Genomic DNA, 16,908 nt, shown 5'->3' on the forward strand with positions numbered 1-16,908 from the left:
CCCCTGTCCGGCGATTGGAGCAGCAGCCAGCATAGCCGCACTTTGGCGAGGAGAGCTTGATCGTGGCGTTCGTATCGACAGTCGTTCGTGCCTCTGCATTCGTCGTGCTGCTGGCTTGCGCTGCGGCGGCCGCTGCAGAGCCGGCGACCTCGCGCCAGTCGCTCGACGAAGCCTGGTGGACCGGCCCGATGCTGGCGCCGTCGGCCGGCACGCTGCCGCAGGGGCATTGGCTGGTCGAACCCTATCTCTACGACGTGATCGCACCGCATGCCGACGGCTTCGGCTCGCTGAGCTACCTCAACTACGGCGTCACCGATCGCTTCACCGTCGGCATGATTCCGACTTTCGGCTACAACCGCATCGATGGCGACGCGAGTTCCTCGCACGTCGGCATCGGCGACATCAGCGTGCAGGCGCAGTGGAGCGTGACCCGCTTCGATGCGGACAGCGGCCTGCCGGCGATGGCGGTCAACGTGCAGCAGTCGTTTCCGACCGGCAAGTTCGATCATCTCGGCCGCCACGCCGGCGACGGCTTCGGCAGCGGCGCGCAGACGACGACGCTGGGCTGGTACATGCAGACGTATTACTGGATGCCCAACGGGCGCATCCTGCGCACACGCCTGAATTTCTCCTGGGCGTTTTCGCGCGATGCGAACGTCGAGGACGCCAGCGTCTACGGCACCGCGCAGGGCTTCCGCGGCAGAGCGAGCCCGGGCGACGTCGGCAGCGTCGATCTCGCCTTCGAATACAGCCTGACCCGGAACTGGGTACTGGCGATGGACTTCGTCTACCGCCATGCCGCGAGCACGCGCATCCGCGGCCGCTCCGCACCCGACGCGGCGGCGGACGACGTGCGCATCGACACCGGGCCGCACGTGTCGTTCGCGCTCGCGCCCGCAGTCGAATACAACTGGAACGCGAATATCGGCCTGTTGCTCGGCGTGCGCGTGATCCCGCGCACGAGCGCGGCGCCGGCGACGGCGACGCCGGCACTCGCGCTCAACATGGTGTTTTGACGCCGCGGGCGGCTCAGAAGGCATGGTCGAAGCTGACCTCGCCCTGCACGCCGACCTGGTAGGCGGACACGCGGCGCTCGAAGAAGTTGGTCAGCTCCTGCACGTCCTGCAGTTCCATGAACGGGAACGGGTTCTTCGCGCCGTAGATCGGTGCGAGGCCGAGCATCGACAGGCGCTGGTCGGCGACGTATTCGAGGTACTGGCGCATCTCGGTCGCCGACAAACCGATCACGCCGCCCGAGAGTACGTCCTCGGCGAACTGCGTTTCGCATTCGACCGCGTCGGCGAGCATCGTGCGCACATTGTCGGCCCACGCATCGTCAAACAAGTCCGGCTGCTCTGTGCGCACGGTGCGGATCACCTCGAAGGCGAAGGCCATATGCGCGGATTCGTCGCGGAACACCCAGTTGGTGCCGGCGGCGAGGCCGGGCAGCAGTCCGCGCGAGCGCAGGAAATAGACGTAGGCGAACGCGGCGAAGAAGAACAGACCTTCGATGCACGCGGCGAAGCAGGTCAGATTGAGCAGGAACTGACGCTTGTCGGCGTCGCTGTCGACGCGGTCGAGTCTCTGGATGGAGGCTATCCAGCGCTGGCAGAACTCGGCCTTGTGCCGGATCGAGGCAATGTTCTCGATCGCGGCGAACGCCTGTGCGCGCCGCTCGGCTTGCGGAATGTAGTTGTCGAGCAGGGTCAGGTAGAACTGCACGTGCAGCGCTTCCTCGTAGAGCTGGCGCGACAGGTACATGCGCGCCTCGGGCGCGTTGATGTGCTTGTAGAGGTTGAGCACGAGGTTGTTGGCGACGATCGAATCGCCGGTGGCGAAGAAGGCGACGAGGCGTTCGATCAGATGGCGCTCGGCCGGCGTCATGCGCTTGTCGAGATGATTCAAGTCGATCTGGAAATCGATCTCCTCGACCGTCCAGGTGTTCTTGATCGCGGCGCGGTACATCTCGTAGAACTGCGGATAGCGCATCGGCCGCAGGGTTAGGGCGAAGCCGGGATCGAGCAGGCGCTGCGTCGTCATTGGCAGGCCTCGCACAGTTCCGGGTTCTCGAGCGAGCAGACGACGGCCTCGCTGTCGGTATAGGTCTTCTTCGGCGCGGCGTCGCTCGCGGCCACCGTGGCCTTGGCGATCTTCGTCGCCGGGCGCGAGCGCAGGTAGTACGTCGTCTTCAGACCCCGCTTCCACGCGTACATGTACATGCTCGACAGCTGGCCGATGTTCGGGTTCTCGATGAACAGATTGAGCGACTGGCTCTGGTCGATGAACGCGCCACGCTCGGCTGCCATATCGATCAGCGCGCGCATCGGCAGCTCCCAGACCGTGCGATAGATGAGTTTGAGTTCCTCGGGCAGCGCGGCGAGCGACTGCACCGAACCTTCGGCGAGCTTGATCGCATCGCGGATTTCCACGGTCCACAGGCCGAGACGCTTCAATTCCTCGACGAGATAGCGGTTGACCTGGAGGAAATCGCCCGACAGCGTTTCGCGCTTGAACAGGTTCGAGAGCTGCGGCTCGATGCACTCGTAGCAGCCAGCGATCGAGGCGATCGTCGCGGTCGGCGCGATCGCGATCAGCAGCGAGTTGCGCAGGCCATGCGCCTTGATCTCTTCGCGCAGCGCATTCCAGCGCGCGCTGTCGCTCGGCGTCACGTTCCAGGCGTCGAACTGCAGCTCGCCGCGTGCGGCGCGGGTCTCGGCGAACGCGGCATGCACGCCGTGCGCACGCGCGAGTTCGAGCGAGGCATGCAGCGCGTGGTAGTAGATTTCCTCCGAAATGCGCGCCGACAATTCGCGCGCGCTGGCCGAGTCGAACGGCAAGCGCAGCTGGAAGAACACATCCTGCAAGCCCATCAGGCCGAGACCGACCGGCCGCCAGCGCAGATTCGAGGCGCGGGCGGTCGCGATCGGATAGAAGTTCAGATCGATCACCCGGTCGAGCTGGCGCACGGCGACCTGCACGGTGTGCGCGAGCTTGTCGAAGTTGAACGCGTCGTCGATGACGCAGCGCGCGAGGTTGATCGAGCCGAGATTGCATACCGCGGTTTCCGCACCGCCCGTGATTTCGATGATCTCGGTGCACAGGTTCGAGAGGTGCACCCGGTTTTCCGCAATCGCGGTCTGGTTGCAGGCGCGGTTGCAGGCGTCCTTGAACGTCATCCAGCCGTTGCCGGTCTGGGCGAGCGTGCGCATCATCTTGGCGTAGAGGTCGCGCGCCTTCAGCGTCTTCTTCGCGCGGCCCTGCGCCTCGGCCTGCACGTAGGCCTGCTCGAACGCCGCGCCCCACAGGTCGGGCAGGTCGGGCACGTCGGCCGGATCGAACAGCGACCATGTACCGTCCTCGTCGACGCGGCGCATGAACAGGTCCGGCACCCAGTTGGCGAGATTGAGATGATGCGTACGCCGCGCCTCGTCGCCGGTGTTGTCGCGCAGTTCGAGGAAAGCTTCGATGTCGGCATGCCACGGTTCGAGATACACGCAGGCCGCGCCCTTGCGCTTGCCGCCCTGGTTGACCGCGGCGACCGAGGAATCGAGCGTCTTCAGCCACGGCACGATGCCGTTGCTCAGGCCGTTCGTCGAGCGGATCAGCGAGCCTTCCGCGCGCACGCGGTGCCAGGCCACGCCGATGCCGCCGGAGAATTTCGACAGTTGCGCGATGTCCTTGTACTTCTCGTAGATCGCGTCGAGCGAATCGGCCGGCGAATCGAGCAGGAAGCAGCTCGACAACTGTTCGTGGCGCGTGCCGGCGTTGAACAGCGTCGGCGAGCTCGGCACGTAGTCGAGCGTGGCGAACAGGCGGTAAAGCTCGATCGCGTCGCTCGTGGTCTGCGTCAGCGCGCAGGCGATGCGCATCCAGAAATGCTGCGGTGTTTCGATCACCTGGCGCTGGTGCGGATGCTTGAGCAGGTAGCGGTCGTAGAGCGTACGCAGGCCGAAATACTCGAAGCGTGCGTTGTGGCCCGCATCGATCGCGTCGTTGAGCTTGCGTGCGTTGGTTTCGACGAAGGCGAGCACGCGTTCGTTGATCAGGCCGGTGTCGAAGCCGAGGCGGATCGACTGCGAGAACGAGTAGACGCCGAGCGCCTGCACTTCCTTGTCGATGTAGCCGGCGAGCAGGCGCGCGGCGAGCTGCGAGTATTCGGGTTCTTCGGCGATCAGCGAAGCCGCGGTGCGGATCGACAGCTCGTCGAGCGCGCGCGTCGAGGCGCCGTCGTAGAGGCCGGTGATCGTCTTCACCGCGACGCGCATCGGGTCGACGTCGCGCAGGCCGTCGCAGCAGCGCGTCACCGCGCGCACGATCTTGTTGAGGTCGACCGGCTCGCTCGCGCCGGAGCGCTTGGCCACGCGCATCGCCGCGGGTGCGTGGTGCGGCGGCGTCAGGGCAAAGCCTGATTGATTCGACATCGCGGCCGCGGTGATCGGAGCTGATGATGGTTGCGCCGCCGATAGCGCCAATGTTTCTGCGTGGGACATGCGTGCCTCTCCTTCTCGTGGTGCATGAGGAAAGCAAGGCAGGCGGCGCGGATGCGTTGAGGCAGGCTACGACCGCCGGCCATCGCTCCCGCGAGCGAATGCAGAACTTTTGAGGAGAGCGGCGGGGCAGGGATGCGCGACCAAAAATCGAACGCCACGCTGCCCGGCCGTCCTTCCCGCGAAGGTCTGCAAGCCAGACGCCGCGCTTGCGCGCGACGATCGCGGGCCGGTATTCGGACTCCCGGGCGCGAGGGGATGAAGCTTGCGCGTCATCCATCTCACCTACTGCGATGCCGCTTCCCGGACCCTGGGGTCCAGTGCTGTTGGCATCGTTCGTTCCCGGTCACCGCTGCGGGGCAGTCCCGGATTTCCACCGGGTTCCCGTTTAAGTCGTCACCAACAAGATGCTGGGTCGGACGCCGTTGACGGACACAAGATATGCCGTATCGTCGGGCGCGTCAATCGAAGTCTCCAGCCGCGGAGCCAGCCGCTCGGGGCTTCGATATGCCGGCCGGTGATCGGCGTGCTCTCCGGCGACGGCAGGGCAGCGGCGTCGCGATGTCGTCGCAAAGGCCGCTGGCGGTCGCGCGCCCGGCGCGCAAGGCGCAATCGGCCGTGGCGCGTTCGGGTATTCATGAGCTCGGTGGCCGCGGTGCTGCCGCCGCATCGACCGGCGCACGCAAGCTCGCAAGCGGCGCGGTGTTCCATCCGAGCAAGTTGTAGAGGTGATACTGAGCGATGCCGAGGTATTCGTGCAGCGCGCTGTCGCAGTACGCGATGTTCAGGCTGTTCGGCAGCAGCGAAAGTTCGCTTTCGATCGCCTCGGCGCGGATCGGGGTGGCGGCAATCCCGAAATGCGTGAAGTAGAGCAGGCTGCGCCTCATGTGCAGCGCCGCGGTGACGAGCACGATGTTGTCCGCGCCCTCGCGTTCGAGCAGCGCACGCGTGAACTTCGCGTTTTCCCAGGTGTTGCGGCTCGCCTCGTCGACCACGATGTCGGCGCGATCAATGCCCGCCTTGACCAGTTCGGCCGCATAGACGGCGGCTTCGGGCGCGCCGTGGTGTTGCGGATCGCCGCCGCTGAGGATGATCCGGCAACGGCCATGGCTCTTGCAGTCCCGGTAGAGTTCGAGCGCCCGCAGTATGCGCGCGTAGGCAAAAGGAGGCGATTCGATCGCGCCGTCGATCTTCGCCGTACCGACACCGAGCACGACGATCGCGTTGCTTGCGCCCCAGTCGACGTGCGGCAATTTGAGGAAGGGTGCCTGCAGGCCGCTCAGCATGGGCAACGTCAGCAGGCCGCATCCGGAACACACGAGCAGGAGGATGCCGCCGCAGGCAAGCACGCCGGCCGTCCGCCGCTGGCGGCGGTGCAGGGCGAACGCCAAAAACAGCAGCGCCACCACGACGGAAACGATCATCTGCGCCTCGCCGATTGCCGGATTCGGGCACGCGACTATAGCCGGTCGTTTGACCGGCGCGCGGTAAAACAGTACTATTTCAGTACGGTATCCTTGCGATTGCCCCTGATCGCGGGAATCGAAAAGCGACATCCTGGCGGCATTTCTCAACCAGAGCCTCGATCATGCTCCGTGTCAGCAAATTGACCGACTACGCCACCGTCGTCATGACCGTGCTCGCCGACGAGCCGGCCGAGGTGTTCAGCGCGCAGGCGCTGGCCGAGCGCGCGCATCTGGAACTGCCGACCGTGTCGAAGCTGCTCAAACAGCTTGCGCAGGCGGAACTGGTCGAGTCGTTCCGCGGTGTCAACGGCGGCTACCGTCTTGCGCGCGAGCCGCAACGGATCAGCCTCGCCGACATCCTCGTCGCGATGGAAGGGCCGTTCGGCATGACCGAGTGCAGTGCGCACCAAGGTATGTGCGGACACGAGCCGCATTGCGGTGTGCGCGGCAACTGGCGCGCGGTGAGCGAGGTGATCGAGACGACGCTGCGGCAGATGACGCTGGCCGACATGCGCCGGCCGCTTGCGCCCAGGCGCCGGATCATTCCATCGCAACTGGCAACCGCATAAATCCTCAGGCAGCCACATGGCCACCCAACCGCAAGAAATCGAAGCCGCGCTCAATCGACGCTACAGTGCCGGCTTCGTCACCGACATCGAAAGCGACAGCTTGCCGCCGGGCTTGAACGAGGAGGTCGTGCGCGCGATTTCCGCGCGAAAAAACGAACCGGAATGGCTGACCGAGTGGCGCCTCAAGGCGTACCGTCACTGGCTGACGATGACACCGCCGCACTGGGCCAAGCTCGAAATCGAGCCGATCGATTTCCAGGCAATCAGCTACTACTCGCAGCCGAAAAACCGGCCGAAATCGCTGGACGAAGTCGATCCCAAGCTGCTCGAGACCTACGACAAGCTCGGCGTGCCGCTGCACGAGCGCGCGCGCCTCGCCGGTGTCGCGGTCGATGCGGTGTTCGACTCGGTGTCGGTCGGCACGACGTTCCGCAAGGAATTGGCCGAAGCCGGCGTGATCTTCTGCGCGATCAGCGAAGCCGTGCGCGAGCATCCCGAACTCGTGCAGAAATATCTCGGCAGCGTGGTGCCGCCGGGCGACAACTATTTTGCTGCGTTGAACTCGGCGGTGTTCTCCGACGGCAGTTTCGTGTTCGTGCCGAAGGGCGTGCGCTGCCCGATGGAGCTGTCGACGTATTTTCGCATCAACGCGCGCGACACCGGCCAGTTCGAGCGCACGCTGCTGATTGCCGAAGAACGCGCGAGCGTGTCCTACCTCGAAGGCTGCACCGCGCCGATGCGCGATGAGAACCAGCTGCACGCGGCGGTCGTCGAACTGGTTGCGCTGGACGATGCGAACATCAAGTACTCGACCGTGCAGAACTGGTATCCGGGCGACGAGAACGGCGTTGGCGGCATCTACAATTTCGTCACCAAGCGCGGCGACTGCCGCGGCGCGCGCGCGAAGATTTCCTGGACCCAGGTCGAGACCGGCTCTGCGATCACCTGGAAATACCCGAGCTGCGTGCTGCGCGGCGACGACTCGGTCGGCGAATTCAACTCGGTCGCATTGACCCACCATCGCCAGCAGGCCGACACCGGCACGAAGATGATCCACATCGGCCGCAACACCAAGTCGAAGATCGTCTCGAAAGGCATCAGCGCCGGGCGTGGACAGAACACCTACCGTGGTCTCGTGAAAGTCGAGAAGGGCGCCGAGGGCGCGCGCAACTACACGCAGTGCGATTCGCTGTTGATCGGCAAGAAATGCGGCGCGCACACGTTCCCCTACATCGAGGTCAAGAACCCCGGCGCGATCGTCGAGCACGAAGCGACGACATCGAAGATTTCCGACGACCAGCTGTTCTACTGCCGCTCGCGCGGCATCGGCGAGGAAGACGCGGTATCGATGATCGTCGATGGTTTCTGCAAGCAGGTGTTCCGCGAACTGCCGATGGAGTTCGCGGTCGAGGCGAAGAAGTTGCTCGAAGTGTCGCTGGAAGGGGCGGTGGGATGAGCGCACGCATCGAACGCACGATTCGAGTCGCCGGAGACGTCGACGCAGAACGCAAGCCGATTGACTACTGGCGTACGCGCAGCGCCGCGGAACGGCTTGCCGAAACGTTGAGGCTGCATGGTGAAGGCAATGAATTGTTTCGCGGCGGCAATCCGTCTTTCGTGTACGAGATAAGGGTGCGCGATGTCGTCGATCGGCGGTGATTGGCAGGAATTCATTCGCGCATTGGCTGCGAATGGCGTCGAATACATGATCGTCGGCGGCGTTGCCGTAGGCGCGCATGGGCATGTTCGATTCACCAAGGACCTGGATGTCTGGTTTCGCGGCACGGAAGAGAATGCGCAGCGGTTGATCACCGCTTTGCGCAATTTCGGATTCGAATCGCTGAAGCTACCGTCGGCGGAATTTTGCAAGCCGCGTGCGATGCTCGTGATTGGAGCGGAGCCGAACCAGATCGAGTTGATCAATTTCGCCGACGGCGTGGATTTCGACGAGTGTTTTCCGCGACGCGTGGACATTCCGATCGGCGCTGCCGTTGCCTCGGTGATCTCCTTGGAGGATCTGCGCAAGAACAAACGCGCAGTCGGGCGATTGCAGGATCTGGCGGACCTGGAAAATCTGGAAGACGATTCACGAGGGAGTGCGCGTTGATGGACGTTGTGGCCAAGTCGTTGACGATCCGTCTGGCTCGCCGCGCCGATGTCGTGACGATCTTCGCGTTGATTTCCGAGTTGGCCGACTATGAAGAACTGCGCCACGAAGTGGATGCGACTGCCGCAGACATCGAGCGCGATCTGTTCGGATCGAATCCGCGCGTGTTCGCCGAAATCGCGGAATGGAACGGCGAGGTCGCCGGCTTCTCGCTGTGGTTCTACAACTATTCGACCTTCCGCGGCCGCCACGGCATCTACCTGGAAGACCTGTTCGTGTGCCCGGCGTTCCGCGGGCACGGCATCGGCAAGGCGCTGATCGTGAGTCTGGCGGGGCGCTGCGTGGCCGAGGGGCTCGCGCGCTTGCAATGGTCGGTGCTCGATTGGAACGCGCCGGCCATCGAGTTCTACGAATCGCTCGGCGCGAAGAAGACGCCGGAGTGGCTGGGCTGTCGCGTCGAGGGCGACGCGTTGAAAAAATTGGCGGATGGCTGACCTCTGCCGAGAATATCGGGAACGCAAATGCTGAAAATCGAAAATCTCCACGTCCGCGTCGCGGGCAAGGAAATCCTCAAGGGCCTTTCGCTCGAAGTGAAATCCGGCGAAGTGCACGCGATCATGGGGCCGAACGGCGCGGGCAAGTCCACGCTCGGCAACGTGCTTGCGGGGCGCGAAGGCTACGAAGTCACGCAGGGTTCGGTCGTCTACGAAGGCAGGAACCTGCTCGAACTCGAGCCCGAGGAGCGCGCGGCCGAAGGCGTTTTTCTCGCCTTCCAGTACCCGGTCGAGATTCCGGGCGTGAACAACACGTATTTTTTGCGCACGGCGTTGAACGCGCAGCGCAAGCATCGCGGCGAAGCCGAGCTCGATTCGATGCAGTTCTTGAAGCGTGTTCGCGAAAAGCTCGCCGTGCTGCATCTCAAGGATGAACTGCTGCATCGCGCGGTCAACGAAGGTTTCTCCGGCGGCGAGAAGAAGCGCAACGAGATCTTCCAGATGGCGCTGCTCGAACCCAGGCTCGCGATCCTCGACGAAACCGATTCGGGTCTCGACATCGACGCGCTGAAGATGGTGGCAGACGGCGTCAACGCGATGCGCTCACCTGGGCGTGCGTTCCTCGTCGTCACGCACTACCAGCGTCTGCTCGACTACATCGTGCCCGACGTCGTGCACGTGCTTGCCGAGGGGCGCATCGTCGAATCGGGCGATGCCAGCCTTGCGCACAAGCTCGAAGAGCATGGCTACGCATGGATTGCCGAGCGCAAGCTCGCCGGAGCTGCCTGAGGTGAGCGCGCTGCTTGAAGAATTCAGCCGCGGCGACGCGCGCGCGCGCGAAGAGGCGTGGCGCTACAGCAAAATGGTGCTGCGCTCGCTGGCGCAGCAGGAGTTCGTCGCCGCGGATGCGCACGCCGAGCTGCCCGACACGCTGCGCGCGCAATTCGACTGGGCGCAGACGCGCGGCCGCCGCGTCGTCGTCGTCAACGGCGTGGTGTCCGAGCACTATTCGGACTTTGCCGACGTCGGCGCGATGGTCACGGTCGGCGAAACCGGCGGTAGCTACGCGGTGCGCATCGATGGAAAGATCGACGAGCCGGTGCAGGTCGTTTACGTCAGCCTTCCATCCGCACAGCCAAGTCGCTGGCAGACGAGCACGTCGATGATCGTCGTCAACGGCTCCGCGCGCATGATCGAGCAGCATCTCGGCATCGACGGTGCCGGCGTGCTCGGTTCGGTGCACCGGCGCATCGATGTGGGTGAAGGGGCCCGGCTGGAACTGGTGAGCCTGTGCGACTTGCCCGAGTCGGTCGCCTTGTATCGACTGCTCGACGTGCATCTCGCTGCGAAGGCGACATTCGCCGCGACACATGTGCTTCTCGGCGGCCGTCTGCAGCGTTTGGACATCCAAGTCGATCTCGCCGGAGAACAGGCGCGTCTGGAATCACGCGGCGTCTTCGCCCTGCGCGGTCGTGCGCACGCCGACACGCAGCTCGACATCCGCCATACCGCGCGCGACACGGCTTGCGACGTCGTCTGGCGCGGGGTTGCCGATCAGCGCGCTCGCGGAATTTTCCACGGTGCGATCACCGTCGCCAAAGGCGCTGACGGCAGCGATGCGAAGCTGTCGAACAAGAACCTGCTGCTGTCGCCGAATGCCGAGATCGATACGCAGCCGGTACTCGAAATCTACGCGGACGAGGTCAAGGCGGCACACGGCGCGACGGTCGGCCAGATCGACGAGCGCGCGCTGTTCTACCTGCGGTCGCGTGGCATTCCGTTGGCCGAGGCGCGGCGCATGCTGGTGACGGCGTTCTGCGCCGAGGTGCTCGCTGGCGTTGCGGGCGCGGGAATGCGCGAAATTCTTGCGCAGCGGTTGCAGGCCGTGTTGCCGAGTGCAGCCGAAGGTTGAACAACCTCATATCGGCAGGGACTGCCGGAATCCAGGCTCCAAGGACGGGTTTGACACAGCAACTTTCCAGATTGGCATTTATGCCGTCTGGATCCCGGCAGTCTCTGCCGGGATGACGAGTATATGGCGATGAACTCCGATTCCAACCTCGGCCGCAAGGACTTCCCGATCCTTGCTCGCCAAGTCCACGGCAAGCCGCTGGTCTATTTCGACAACGCAAATACGGCACAGAAACCTGCCGAGGTGATCGAGGCGGTCGATCGTTTCTATCGTGAGACCAACGCGAATGTTGCACGCGCCGTGCATGCCCTGGGCGAAGAGGCGACCTCGGCCTACGAGGCGTCCCGCGACAAGCTCGTGCGCTTCATCAATGCGCCGACACGCGACGAAGTGATTTTCACCAGCGGCACGACGCAGGCGATCAACACGGTCGCCTACAGCTACGCGCTGCCGCGTCTGCAGCCGGGCGACGAGATCCTCGTCACTACGATGGAGCATCACGCCAATATCGTGCCCTGGCAGCTCGTCGCGGCGCGCACCGGGGCCAAGGTGACCGCCGCGCCGATCACCCAAGGCGGCGAACTGATCGTCGAGGAATTCATCGCGCGCCTGAATCCGCGCGTGAAGCTTGCCGGCGTGACCCATGTGTCGAACGTGCTCGGCACGATCAATCCGATCCGCGAACTGGCCAAGGCCTGCCGCGCGCGCGGAATCCCGCTGCTCGTCGACGGATCGCAGGCCGCGCCGCACCTGCCGATCGACGTGCAGGCGTTGGGCTGCGATTTCTACGTGCTGACCGGGCACAAGCTGTACGGCCCGACCGGCACCGGCGTGCTGTGGGCGCGCAAGGAACTGCTCGCCGACATGCCACCGTTCTTCGGTGGTGGCGAGATGATCCGCACGGTGAGCTTCGACGGCACCACGTTCGCCGATCCGCCGCACAAATTCGAGGCCGGCACGCCGAACATCGCCGGTTTCGTCGGCCTCGGCGCGGCGATCGACTACGTGAATCGCATCGGCCTGGCCACGATCGGCGCGATCGAGCGCGAACTCGCCGCCTACATGAGCGACGCGCTCAAATCGGTACCCGGCCTGCGCCTGTTCGGCGCGGCGAAAGACAAGGCCGCGGTGTTCTCGTTCCTGATCGACGGCGTGCACGCGCACGACCTGGCGACGCTGCTCGACCACGAAGGCGTCGCCGTGCGCTCGGGCCACCATTGTGCGCACCCGCTGATGCAGTTCTACGGCGTGCCGGCGACGGCGCGCGCATCGCTCGCGTTCTACAACACGCGCGAGGAGATCGACGCGTTCATCGTCGCGATCGCGAAGGTGCGCAAGCTGCTCGCGTAACGGTTATTTCAATTCGCGAATCATGATGTTGCGGAACCACACGTCGGCGCCGTGGTCCTGCAGCGCGATTTTGCCGGAGCGAAACATGCCGAAGCCCGCCATGTCGCGGAACTTGCTGCCGGCGATCAATTTCTTCCACGCATCGTCCCATAGCGTCGTCTCGACCACCACGATGCCGTTGAGCTTTTCGACCAGGCGGCCGTGGTCGCAGATGATTTCGAGGTGATTCCACTCGCCGGCCGGTCGCACGGCTTCGGGCTTGCCGGCGATCAGGTCGTACAGGTCGCCGGCGCGATGTTTGTCGAACTTCGCATCCTCCGCGGCGACGTTGTCGAGCACCTGCGACTCGATGCCGGTCTGCCACGGATATTTGTGATCAGGGCTTTCCTGCACGTAGAACATCACGCCGCTGTTGCCGGCAGGCGCGATTTTCCAGTCGATCTTCAGATCGAAATTGACGAACACGCCGTCGTTGACGATATCGCCGCCGTCGGGCGCCTGCCAGCCGCGTTTTTTGTTGCCGGTATCGAGATGCAGGCTGTCGCCGTCGACCGCCCACGCCTTGCCGATCGTCTTTTCGTTGTAGCGATGCCAGCCCGCGGTCGACTTGCCGTCGAACAGAAGTCTCCAACCTTCGCGTTGCTGCGCAGCGGACAGCGTGTTGTTGGCAGGTTCGCTCGCATGCGCGGCGAGGCCGAAAGCGGCAGCGAAAAACACAGCGGCACATTTCATTCGTCTTTGTCTCCGTTGGATGGCGCGATCACCAAGCCCAGAACGTCTCGCCGTGGTACGCCACCACACCCTTGTAGTGGCCGGGCACGGGACGATAGCGCGCCACGCGCGTCGCGCCCGCTTCCGAGGTGAAGAATCCGAGCAGGGTGAGTTGCTTGCACAGCGTGAACCAGTGCGCCGGTCGGTCGTCGCTTGCTTTCGGTTCACCGGCGTGGCGCTTGGCTTCTGCGTCGATGTCGACCAGCAGCTTCTGCTTCTGCGCGCCGGTACATTTCACGAATTCGGCGCCATGGATCTTGCGCGAACGCGCATCGATATCGCCGAGGCCGGCGCGCAGGATGGCGAAGTCGGCCGGTTTGTAGCACGCGGCCGAGTAGCGTGCGATGTAGGCGCCGACTTGGGCATCCTTCGCACCGGGCGTGTCGGTGCGCGGCAGGATCGTCTCGGCGATTTCGTCGAGCAGTGCGATCTGCGCGGGCGTGTAAGCATCGGAATCGGTGACAGCCGCATCAACACGATCGGCGCCGACGAATGCAGCGCCGGTCAGCGCGGCGATGCAGCGGAGGAGTTCACGTCGATCCATCAGACGATCCTCCCGTGTTTCTTGAGCTGGTCTGCGGCATGGTTCGCCGCGCGCGCGGTCAGCGCCATGTACAGGATCGACGGACTCTGGCTGCCGGTGCTCGTCATGCACGCGCCGTCGGTGACGAAGACGTTGCGGCACAGGTGCATCTGGTTGTGCGCGTTGAGCATCGAGGTTTTCGGATCCGAGCCCATGCGCGCGCCGCCCATTTCGTGGATGTCGAGGCCGGGCGGCCAGTGGTTGTCGTTCGTGCTGATGTTGGTGAAGCCCGCCGCGTTGAACATCCTGCGGCCTTCACGCAGAAAGTCCTGAACCATGCGCTCGGCGTTGTCGTCGTAACCGACCGAGATGACGAGCTGCGGAATGCCCCATTGATCTTTCTTGTCCGGCGACAGCCGCACATGGTTTGCGGCGTCCGGCAGCGTCTCGCCCTGCATGTACATGTACGCGGTCCACTTGCCCGGCTTGCTGATCGCCTGCTTGTATTTCGCCCCGATCGTCTCGTCATGCGCATCATTGTCGTCGATCAGGCGCCGGCTCGCGCCGCTGAAGATCACGTAGCCGCCGAGGAAGTCGGCGTCCTGCTTGCCGACGTTGCGGAAGTTCGGAATGATGTTCTCGGCCGGCTTGTAGACCTCGTAGTACGAATCCTCGAAGCCCTCGATCTCCGCTCCCATGCCGGCGCGATAGTTGTGGAAGCCGACGTACTTGCCGAGCACGCCGTGGTCGTTGCCGAGGCCGTTCGGGAAGCGTTGCGATGTCGAGTTGAGCAGGATCAAGGTCGAGTTCAGCGCCGAGGCATTGACGAAGATCACCCTGGCCTTGAACACGAGTTCCTCGTGCGTGTTCGCATCGATCACCTTGACGCCGCTGGCCTGCTTCGTCGCGTCGTCGTAAAGGATCGAATGCACGACCGAAAACGGACGCACGGTGAGATTGCCGGTCTTCTGCGCCCACGGCAGCGTGCTCGCGTTCGATGAGAAGTAGCCGCCGAACGGACAGCCGCGCATGCACAGGTTGCGGTTCTGGCAGGTCGCGCGGCCCTGCTGGCGGTGAATTTCCTGCGCGTCGGTGATGTGCGCCCAGCGGCCGGAGACGTAATGCCGGCCGAACTTGTCCTTGAGCACGCGGCGCAGATGCTGTTCGACCGTGTTGAGATCGTAGGCCGGCAGATAGTCGCCGTCGGGCAGCGTGGCGATGCCCTCGTGCGTGCCGCAGACGCCGATGAATTTCTCGACGTGGCTGTACCACGGCGCGACGTCGTCGTAGCCGATCGGCCAGGGAATACCGTAGCCGAGGCGCTTGGGTGCCTCGAAATCCATCGGCGACCAGCGCGCGCAGGCGCGGCCCCAGATCAGCGACTTGCCGCCGACTTGATAACCGCGCACCCACAGGAACGGTTTTTCCTGCACGTAGGGATGATCGGCATCCTCGACGAAAAACTGCTTGGTCGTCGCGTCGTAGCCCGCGGCGCGCGAGATCAGCGGATTCGCCTCGCTCCACGAGCGCGGATTGTCGCCGCGCAGGTCCATGTCCCAGCGGCGCAGCGACATCGTCGGGTAGTCCTTGATGTGCTGCACATCGCGGCCGCGCTCGAGCACAAGCGTCTTCAGACCCCGGTCGCAGAGTTCCTTCGCCGCCCAGCCGCCGCTGATGCCGCTGCCGATCACGATCGCGTCGTAGTGGGTCGCCGTCATGCGGCCGATTGTGCGCATGTAACGCCCGCCGCGCCAGAGCCCTCGTCTTCTGCGCGCGGCGACGTACAATGTGCACATGTCGGCAAACGAGCTTTACCAGCGTCTAGTGCTCGAGCACAGCCGTGCGCCGCGCCATTTCGGCGAGTTGGCTGCACCGACGCACGCGGCCGATGGTATCAATCCTTCGTGCGGCGACTCACTGCACGTCGACCTGCGCGTCGTCGACGGACGCATCGCCGCGATCGCGTTCCGCGGCGATGCTTGCGCGATCGCGAAGGCGACAGCTTCGATGCTGGGCGAGGCGGCGATGCAGCTCGATGCGGATGGCGCGGCGCGACTCGAAGCGCGGTTTGCGCGCGTGATCGCAGGCGAGCTCGCGGGCGATGGTACGCTCGGCGACTTGAACGCGCTCGCCGCGCTGGCGCACTATCCGTCGCGGCGCAAATGCGCGACGCTGCCGTTCGCGGCGCTGCGCGCGGCTTTTGCAGGCGCGGCCAGAACCACGACCGAGGGAGACCATCGATGACTTGCGTGCACGACCTGCCGAACGAAGCTGCCGTCGAGTTTCGCCTGGCCACGCGTGCCGACGTCGCGGCGATCGAGAAGCTCGTCACTTCCGCCTATCGCGGCGAGGCGAGCCGCGCCGGCTGGACCACCGAAGCCGACCTGCTCGACGGGCAGCGCATCGATCCCGAGGGCGTCAAGGAAGTCATCGACAAACCGGGCAGCCTCGTTCTGCTTGCCGGGCGCGGCGTGCTCGTGCTCGCCTGCTGCCACATCGAGAAGCAGGGCGAAGCCTGTTACTTCGGCATGTTCGCCGTCGATCCAACCCAGCAGGGCGTCGGCCTCGGCAAGCTGGTCATGGCCGAGGCCGAGCGTGTGGCCAGAGACGACTTCGGCTGTGCGCGCATGGAGATGACCGTGATTTCGCTGCGCGACGAACTGATCGCCTGGTACGAGCGGCGCGGCTACTCGCGCACCGGCAAGTACAAGCCGTTTCCGTACGGTGATGAGCGCTTCGGCATTCCCAAGCGCGGCGATTTGAAGTTCGAGTTGCTGGTGAAGCCACTGTGAGTGCCCGACCGTGAGCGACTGGATCCACGTCTGCGCCCAATCCGAGTTGCTGCCCGGCGAGTTCAAGCTCGCCTGGGATGGCGACACCGCGATCGCGGTGTTCAATATCGACGGCGAGCTGTACGCGGTCGAGGATGTCTGCACGCACGACGGTGGCGAACTGGCCGGCGGCGAGGTGCATGGCTTCGAGGTCGAATGCCCGCGCCACGGCGCGCGCTTCGACCTGCGCACCGGCGCGGCGATGTGCCCGCCGGCCTACGAGCCGATCGCGAAGTTTCCGGTGAAGGTGGACGACGCGCAGGTGTACACGCGCGACGATCGCTTCGATTGAGTCGCGTAGTCAGGCCCGCTGCGAAGCGCGCCACGGATGAAGCGTCGACTGCGCCACGCTTGCCCTGTGTGCTGCGCGCTCTTAGGAAATTCTTAGGATTGCGCGA

At 64.5% G+C, this 16,908-nt stretch carries 18 protein-coding genes and 1 riboswitch; of the genes, 12 read left to right on the top strand and 6 right to left on the bottom strand.

What is annotated here, in order from left to right; translation table 11 throughout:
* Positions 1-62: 62 nt before the first annotated feature.
* On the top strand, positions 63-1,016 hold the full coding sequence (locus AC16HO_RS16870) for a transporter (protein ID WP_395641995.1): 954 nt from the start codon (positions 63-65) through the stop codon (positions 1,014-1,016).
* A gap of 13 nt (positions 1,017-1,029) precedes the next feature.
* Here AC16HO_RS16870 and AC16HO_RS16875 read toward each other — a convergent pair whose 3' ends face one another.
* The 3 genes from AC16HO_RS16875 to AC16HO_RS16885 all read right to left on the bottom strand — a co-directional run bounded on the left by AC16HO_RS16875 (position 1,030) and on the right by AC16HO_RS16885 (position 5,911).
* Positions 1,030-2,040: a ribonucleotide-diphosphate reductase subunit beta gene (locus AC16HO_RS16875; protein ID WP_395641996.1), complete on the bottom strand. Its 1,011-nt coding sequence runs from the start codon at positions 2,038-2,040 to the stop codon at positions 1,030-1,032.
* Positions 2,037-4,421: a ribonucleoside-diphosphate reductase subunit alpha gene (locus AC16HO_RS16880; protein ID WP_395642167.1), complete on the bottom strand. Its 2,385-nt coding sequence runs from the start codon at positions 4,419-4,421 to the stop codon at positions 2,037-2,039. Before AC16HO_RS16880 ends, AC16HO_RS16875 begins: the two co-directional genes overlap by 4 nt.
* Before the next feature lie 276 nt (positions 4,422-4,697).
* Positions 4,698-4,929, bottom strand: a riboswitch (cobalamin riboswitch).
* A 193-nt stretch (positions 4,930-5,122) separates the two neighbouring features.
* Entirely contained in the window at positions 5,123-5,911 is a 789-nt protein-coding gene (locus tag AC16HO_RS16885; RefSeq protein ID WP_395641997.1) for a YdcF family protein, read from the bottom strand.
* A 164-nt stretch (positions 5,912-6,075) separates the two neighbouring features.
* Here AC16HO_RS16885 and AC16HO_RS16890 point away from each other — a divergent pair, with 164 nt between their 5' ends.
* The 8 genes from AC16HO_RS16890 (at position 6,076) to AC16HO_RS16925 (ending at position 12,385) form a co-directional block, all read left to right on the top strand.
* A complete protein-coding gene (locus AC16HO_RS16890; RefSeq protein WP_395641998.1) occupies positions 6,076-6,522 on the top strand; it encodes an SUF system Fe-S cluster assembly regulator in 447 nt (148 codons plus the stop codon).
* Between the two features lie 16 nt (positions 6,523-6,538).
* The gene (gene sufB / locus AC16HO_RS16895; protein WP_395641999.1) at positions 6,539-7,978 is read left to right on the top strand and encodes a Fe-S cluster assembly protein SufB; all 1,440 of its coding nucleotides are present in this window, start codon (positions 6,539-6,541) and stop codon (positions 7,976-7,978) included.
* The gene (locus AC16HO_RS16900; RefSeq protein ID WP_395642000.1) at positions 7,975-8,181 is read left to right on the top strand and encodes a hypothetical protein; all 207 of its coding nucleotides are present in this window, start codon (positions 7,975-7,977) and stop codon (positions 8,179-8,181) included. The genes sufB and AC16HO_RS16900 overlap by 4 nt, the downstream gene beginning before the upstream one ends.
* Positions 8,162-8,629 carry a hypothetical protein gene (locus AC16HO_RS16905; protein WP_484335597.1) on the top strand — a complete coding sequence of 156 codons (468 nt, stop codon included), beginning with the start codon at positions 8,162-8,164 and terminating at the stop codon, positions 8,627-8,629. Before AC16HO_RS16900 ends, AC16HO_RS16905 begins: the two co-directional genes overlap by 20 nt.
* Entirely contained in the window at positions 8,629-9,123 is a 495-nt protein-coding gene (locus tag AC16HO_RS16910; RefSeq protein WP_395642168.1) for a GNAT family N-acetyltransferase, read from the top strand. Before AC16HO_RS16905 ends, AC16HO_RS16910 begins: the two co-directional genes overlap by 1 nt.
* A gap of 27 nt (positions 9,124-9,150) precedes the next feature.
* Entirely contained in the window at positions 9,151-9,912 is a 762-nt protein-coding gene (sufC, locus tag AC16HO_RS16915) for a Fe-S cluster assembly ATPase SufC (protein ID WP_395642002.1), read from the top strand.
* A gap of 1 nt (position 9,913) precedes the next feature.
* Positions 9,914-11,035, top strand: a complete 1,122-nt coding sequence (gene sufD, locus AC16HO_RS16920; protein WP_395642003.1) for a Fe-S cluster assembly protein SufD — start codon at positions 9,914-9,916, stop codon at positions 11,033-11,035.
* Between the two features lie 129 nt (positions 11,036-11,164).
* A complete protein-coding gene (locus AC16HO_RS16925) occupies positions 11,165-12,385 on the top strand; it encodes a cysteine desulfurase (protein ID WP_395642004.1) in 1,221 nt (406 codons plus the stop codon).
* Between the two features lie 3 nt (positions 12,386-12,388).
* On the opposite strand, the gene AC16HO_RS16930 is transcribed toward AC16HO_RS16925, so the two are convergent.
* The 3 genes from AC16HO_RS16930 to AC16HO_RS16940 are packed head-to-tail and all read right to left on the bottom strand — an operon-like array spanning position 12,389 to position 15,397.
* Positions 12,389-13,117: a 3-keto-disaccharide hydrolase gene (locus AC16HO_RS16930; protein WP_395642005.1), complete on the bottom strand. Its 729-nt coding sequence runs from the start codon at positions 13,115-13,117 to the stop codon at positions 12,389-12,391.
* Positions 13,118-13,145: 28 nt separating this feature from the next.
* Positions 13,146-13,700 (bottom strand): gluconate 2-dehydrogenase subunit 3 family protein, encoded by a 555-nt coding sequence (locus AC16HO_RS16935; protein ID WP_395642006.1) that lies wholly within the window; start codon positions 13,698-13,700, stop codon positions 13,146-13,148.
* The gene (locus AC16HO_RS16940) at positions 13,700-15,397 is read right to left on the bottom strand and encodes a GMC oxidoreductase (RefSeq protein ID WP_484335598.1); all 1,698 of its coding nucleotides are present in this window, start codon (positions 15,395-15,397) and stop codon (positions 13,700-13,702) included. Before AC16HO_RS16940 ends, AC16HO_RS16935 begins: the two co-directional genes overlap by 1 nt.
* A gap of 76 nt (positions 15,398-15,473) precedes the next feature.
* Between AC16HO_RS16940 and sufU the strand changes: the two genes are divergently transcribed.
* The 3 genes from sufU to AC16HO_RS16955 are packed head-to-tail and all read left to right on the top strand — an operon-like array spanning position 15,474 to position 16,802.
* Positions 15,474-15,923 carry a Fe-S cluster assembly sulfur transfer protein SufU gene (gene sufU, locus AC16HO_RS16945; protein WP_395642008.1) on the top strand — a complete coding sequence of 150 codons (450 nt, stop codon included), beginning with the start codon at positions 15,474-15,476 and terminating at the stop codon, positions 15,921-15,923.
* A complete protein-coding gene (locus AC16HO_RS16950; protein WP_395642009.1) occupies positions 15,920-16,471 on the top strand; it encodes a GNAT family N-acetyltransferase in 552 nt (183 codons plus the stop codon). The genes sufU and AC16HO_RS16950 overlap by 4 nt, the downstream gene beginning before the upstream one ends.
* Before the next feature lie 10 nt (positions 16,472-16,481).
* Positions 16,482-16,802 (top strand): non-heme iron oxygenase ferredoxin subunit, encoded by a 321-nt coding sequence (locus AC16HO_RS16955; protein ID WP_395642010.1) that lies wholly within the window; start codon positions 16,482-16,484, stop codon positions 16,800-16,802.
* Positions 16,803-16,908 lie beyond the last annotated feature (106 nt).

It is taken from the genome of Rudaea sp., assembly GCF_057139185.1.

Excerpts from the sequence above, each read along its gene's own strand:
- AC16HO_RS16875 (WP_395641996.1), bottom strand. The coding sequence starts at position 2,040 with ATGACGACGCAGCGCCTGCTCGATCCCGGCTTCGCCCTAACCCTGCGG.
- AC16HO_RS16880 (WP_395642167.1), bottom strand. The coding sequence starts at position 4,421 with ATGTCGAATCAATCAGGCTTTGCCCTGACGCCGCCGCACCACGCACCC.
- AC16HO_RS16885 (WP_395641997.1), bottom strand. The coding sequence starts at position 5,911 with ATGATCGTTTCCGTCGTGGTGGCGCTGCTGTTTTTGGCGTTCGCCCTG.
- AC16HO_RS16890 (WP_395641998.1), top strand. The coding sequence starts at position 6,076 with ATGCTCCGTGTCAGCAAATTGACCGACTACGCCACCGTCGTCATGACC.
- sufB (WP_395641999.1), top strand. The coding sequence starts at position 6,539 with ATGGCCACCCAACCGCAAGAAATCGAAGCCGCGCTCAATCGACGCTAC.
- AC16HO_RS16900 (WP_395642000.1), top strand. The coding sequence starts at position 7,975 with ATGAGCGCACGCATCGAACGCACGATTCGAGTCGCCGGAGACGTCGAC.
- AC16HO_RS16905 (WP_484335597.1), top strand. The coding sequence starts at position 8,162 with ATGTCGTCGATCGGCGGTGATTGGCAGGAATTCATTCGCGCATTGGCT.
- AC16HO_RS16910 (WP_395642168.1), top strand. The coding sequence starts at position 8,629 with ATGGACGTTGTGGCCAAGTCGTTGACGATCCGTCTGGCTCGCCGCGCC.
- sufC (WP_395642002.1), top strand. The coding sequence starts at position 9,151 with ATGCTGAAAATCGAAAATCTCCACGTCCGCGTCGCGGGCAAGGAAATC.
- AC16HO_RS16925 (WP_395642004.1), top strand. The coding sequence starts at position 11,165 with ATGAACTCCGATTCCAACCTCGGCCGCAAGGACTTCCCGATCCTTGCT.
- AC16HO_RS16930 (WP_395642005.1), bottom strand. The coding sequence starts at position 13,117 with ATGAAATGTGCCGCTGTGTTTTTCGCTGCCGCTTTCGGCCTCGCCGCG.
- AC16HO_RS16935 (WP_395642006.1), bottom strand. The coding sequence starts at position 13,700 with ATGGATCGACGTGAACTCCTCCGCTGCATCGCCGCGCTGACCGGCGCT.
- AC16HO_RS16940 (WP_484335598.1), bottom strand. The coding sequence starts at position 15,397 with ATGACGGCGACCCACTACGACGCGATCGTGATCGGCAGCGGCATCAGC.
- sufU (WP_395642008.1), top strand. The coding sequence starts at position 15,474 with ATGTCGGCAAACGAGCTTTACCAGCGTCTAGTGCTCGAGCACAGCCGT.
- AC16HO_RS16950 (WP_395642009.1), top strand. The coding sequence starts at position 15,920 with ATGACTTGCGTGCACGACCTGCCGAACGAAGCTGCCGTCGAGTTTCGC.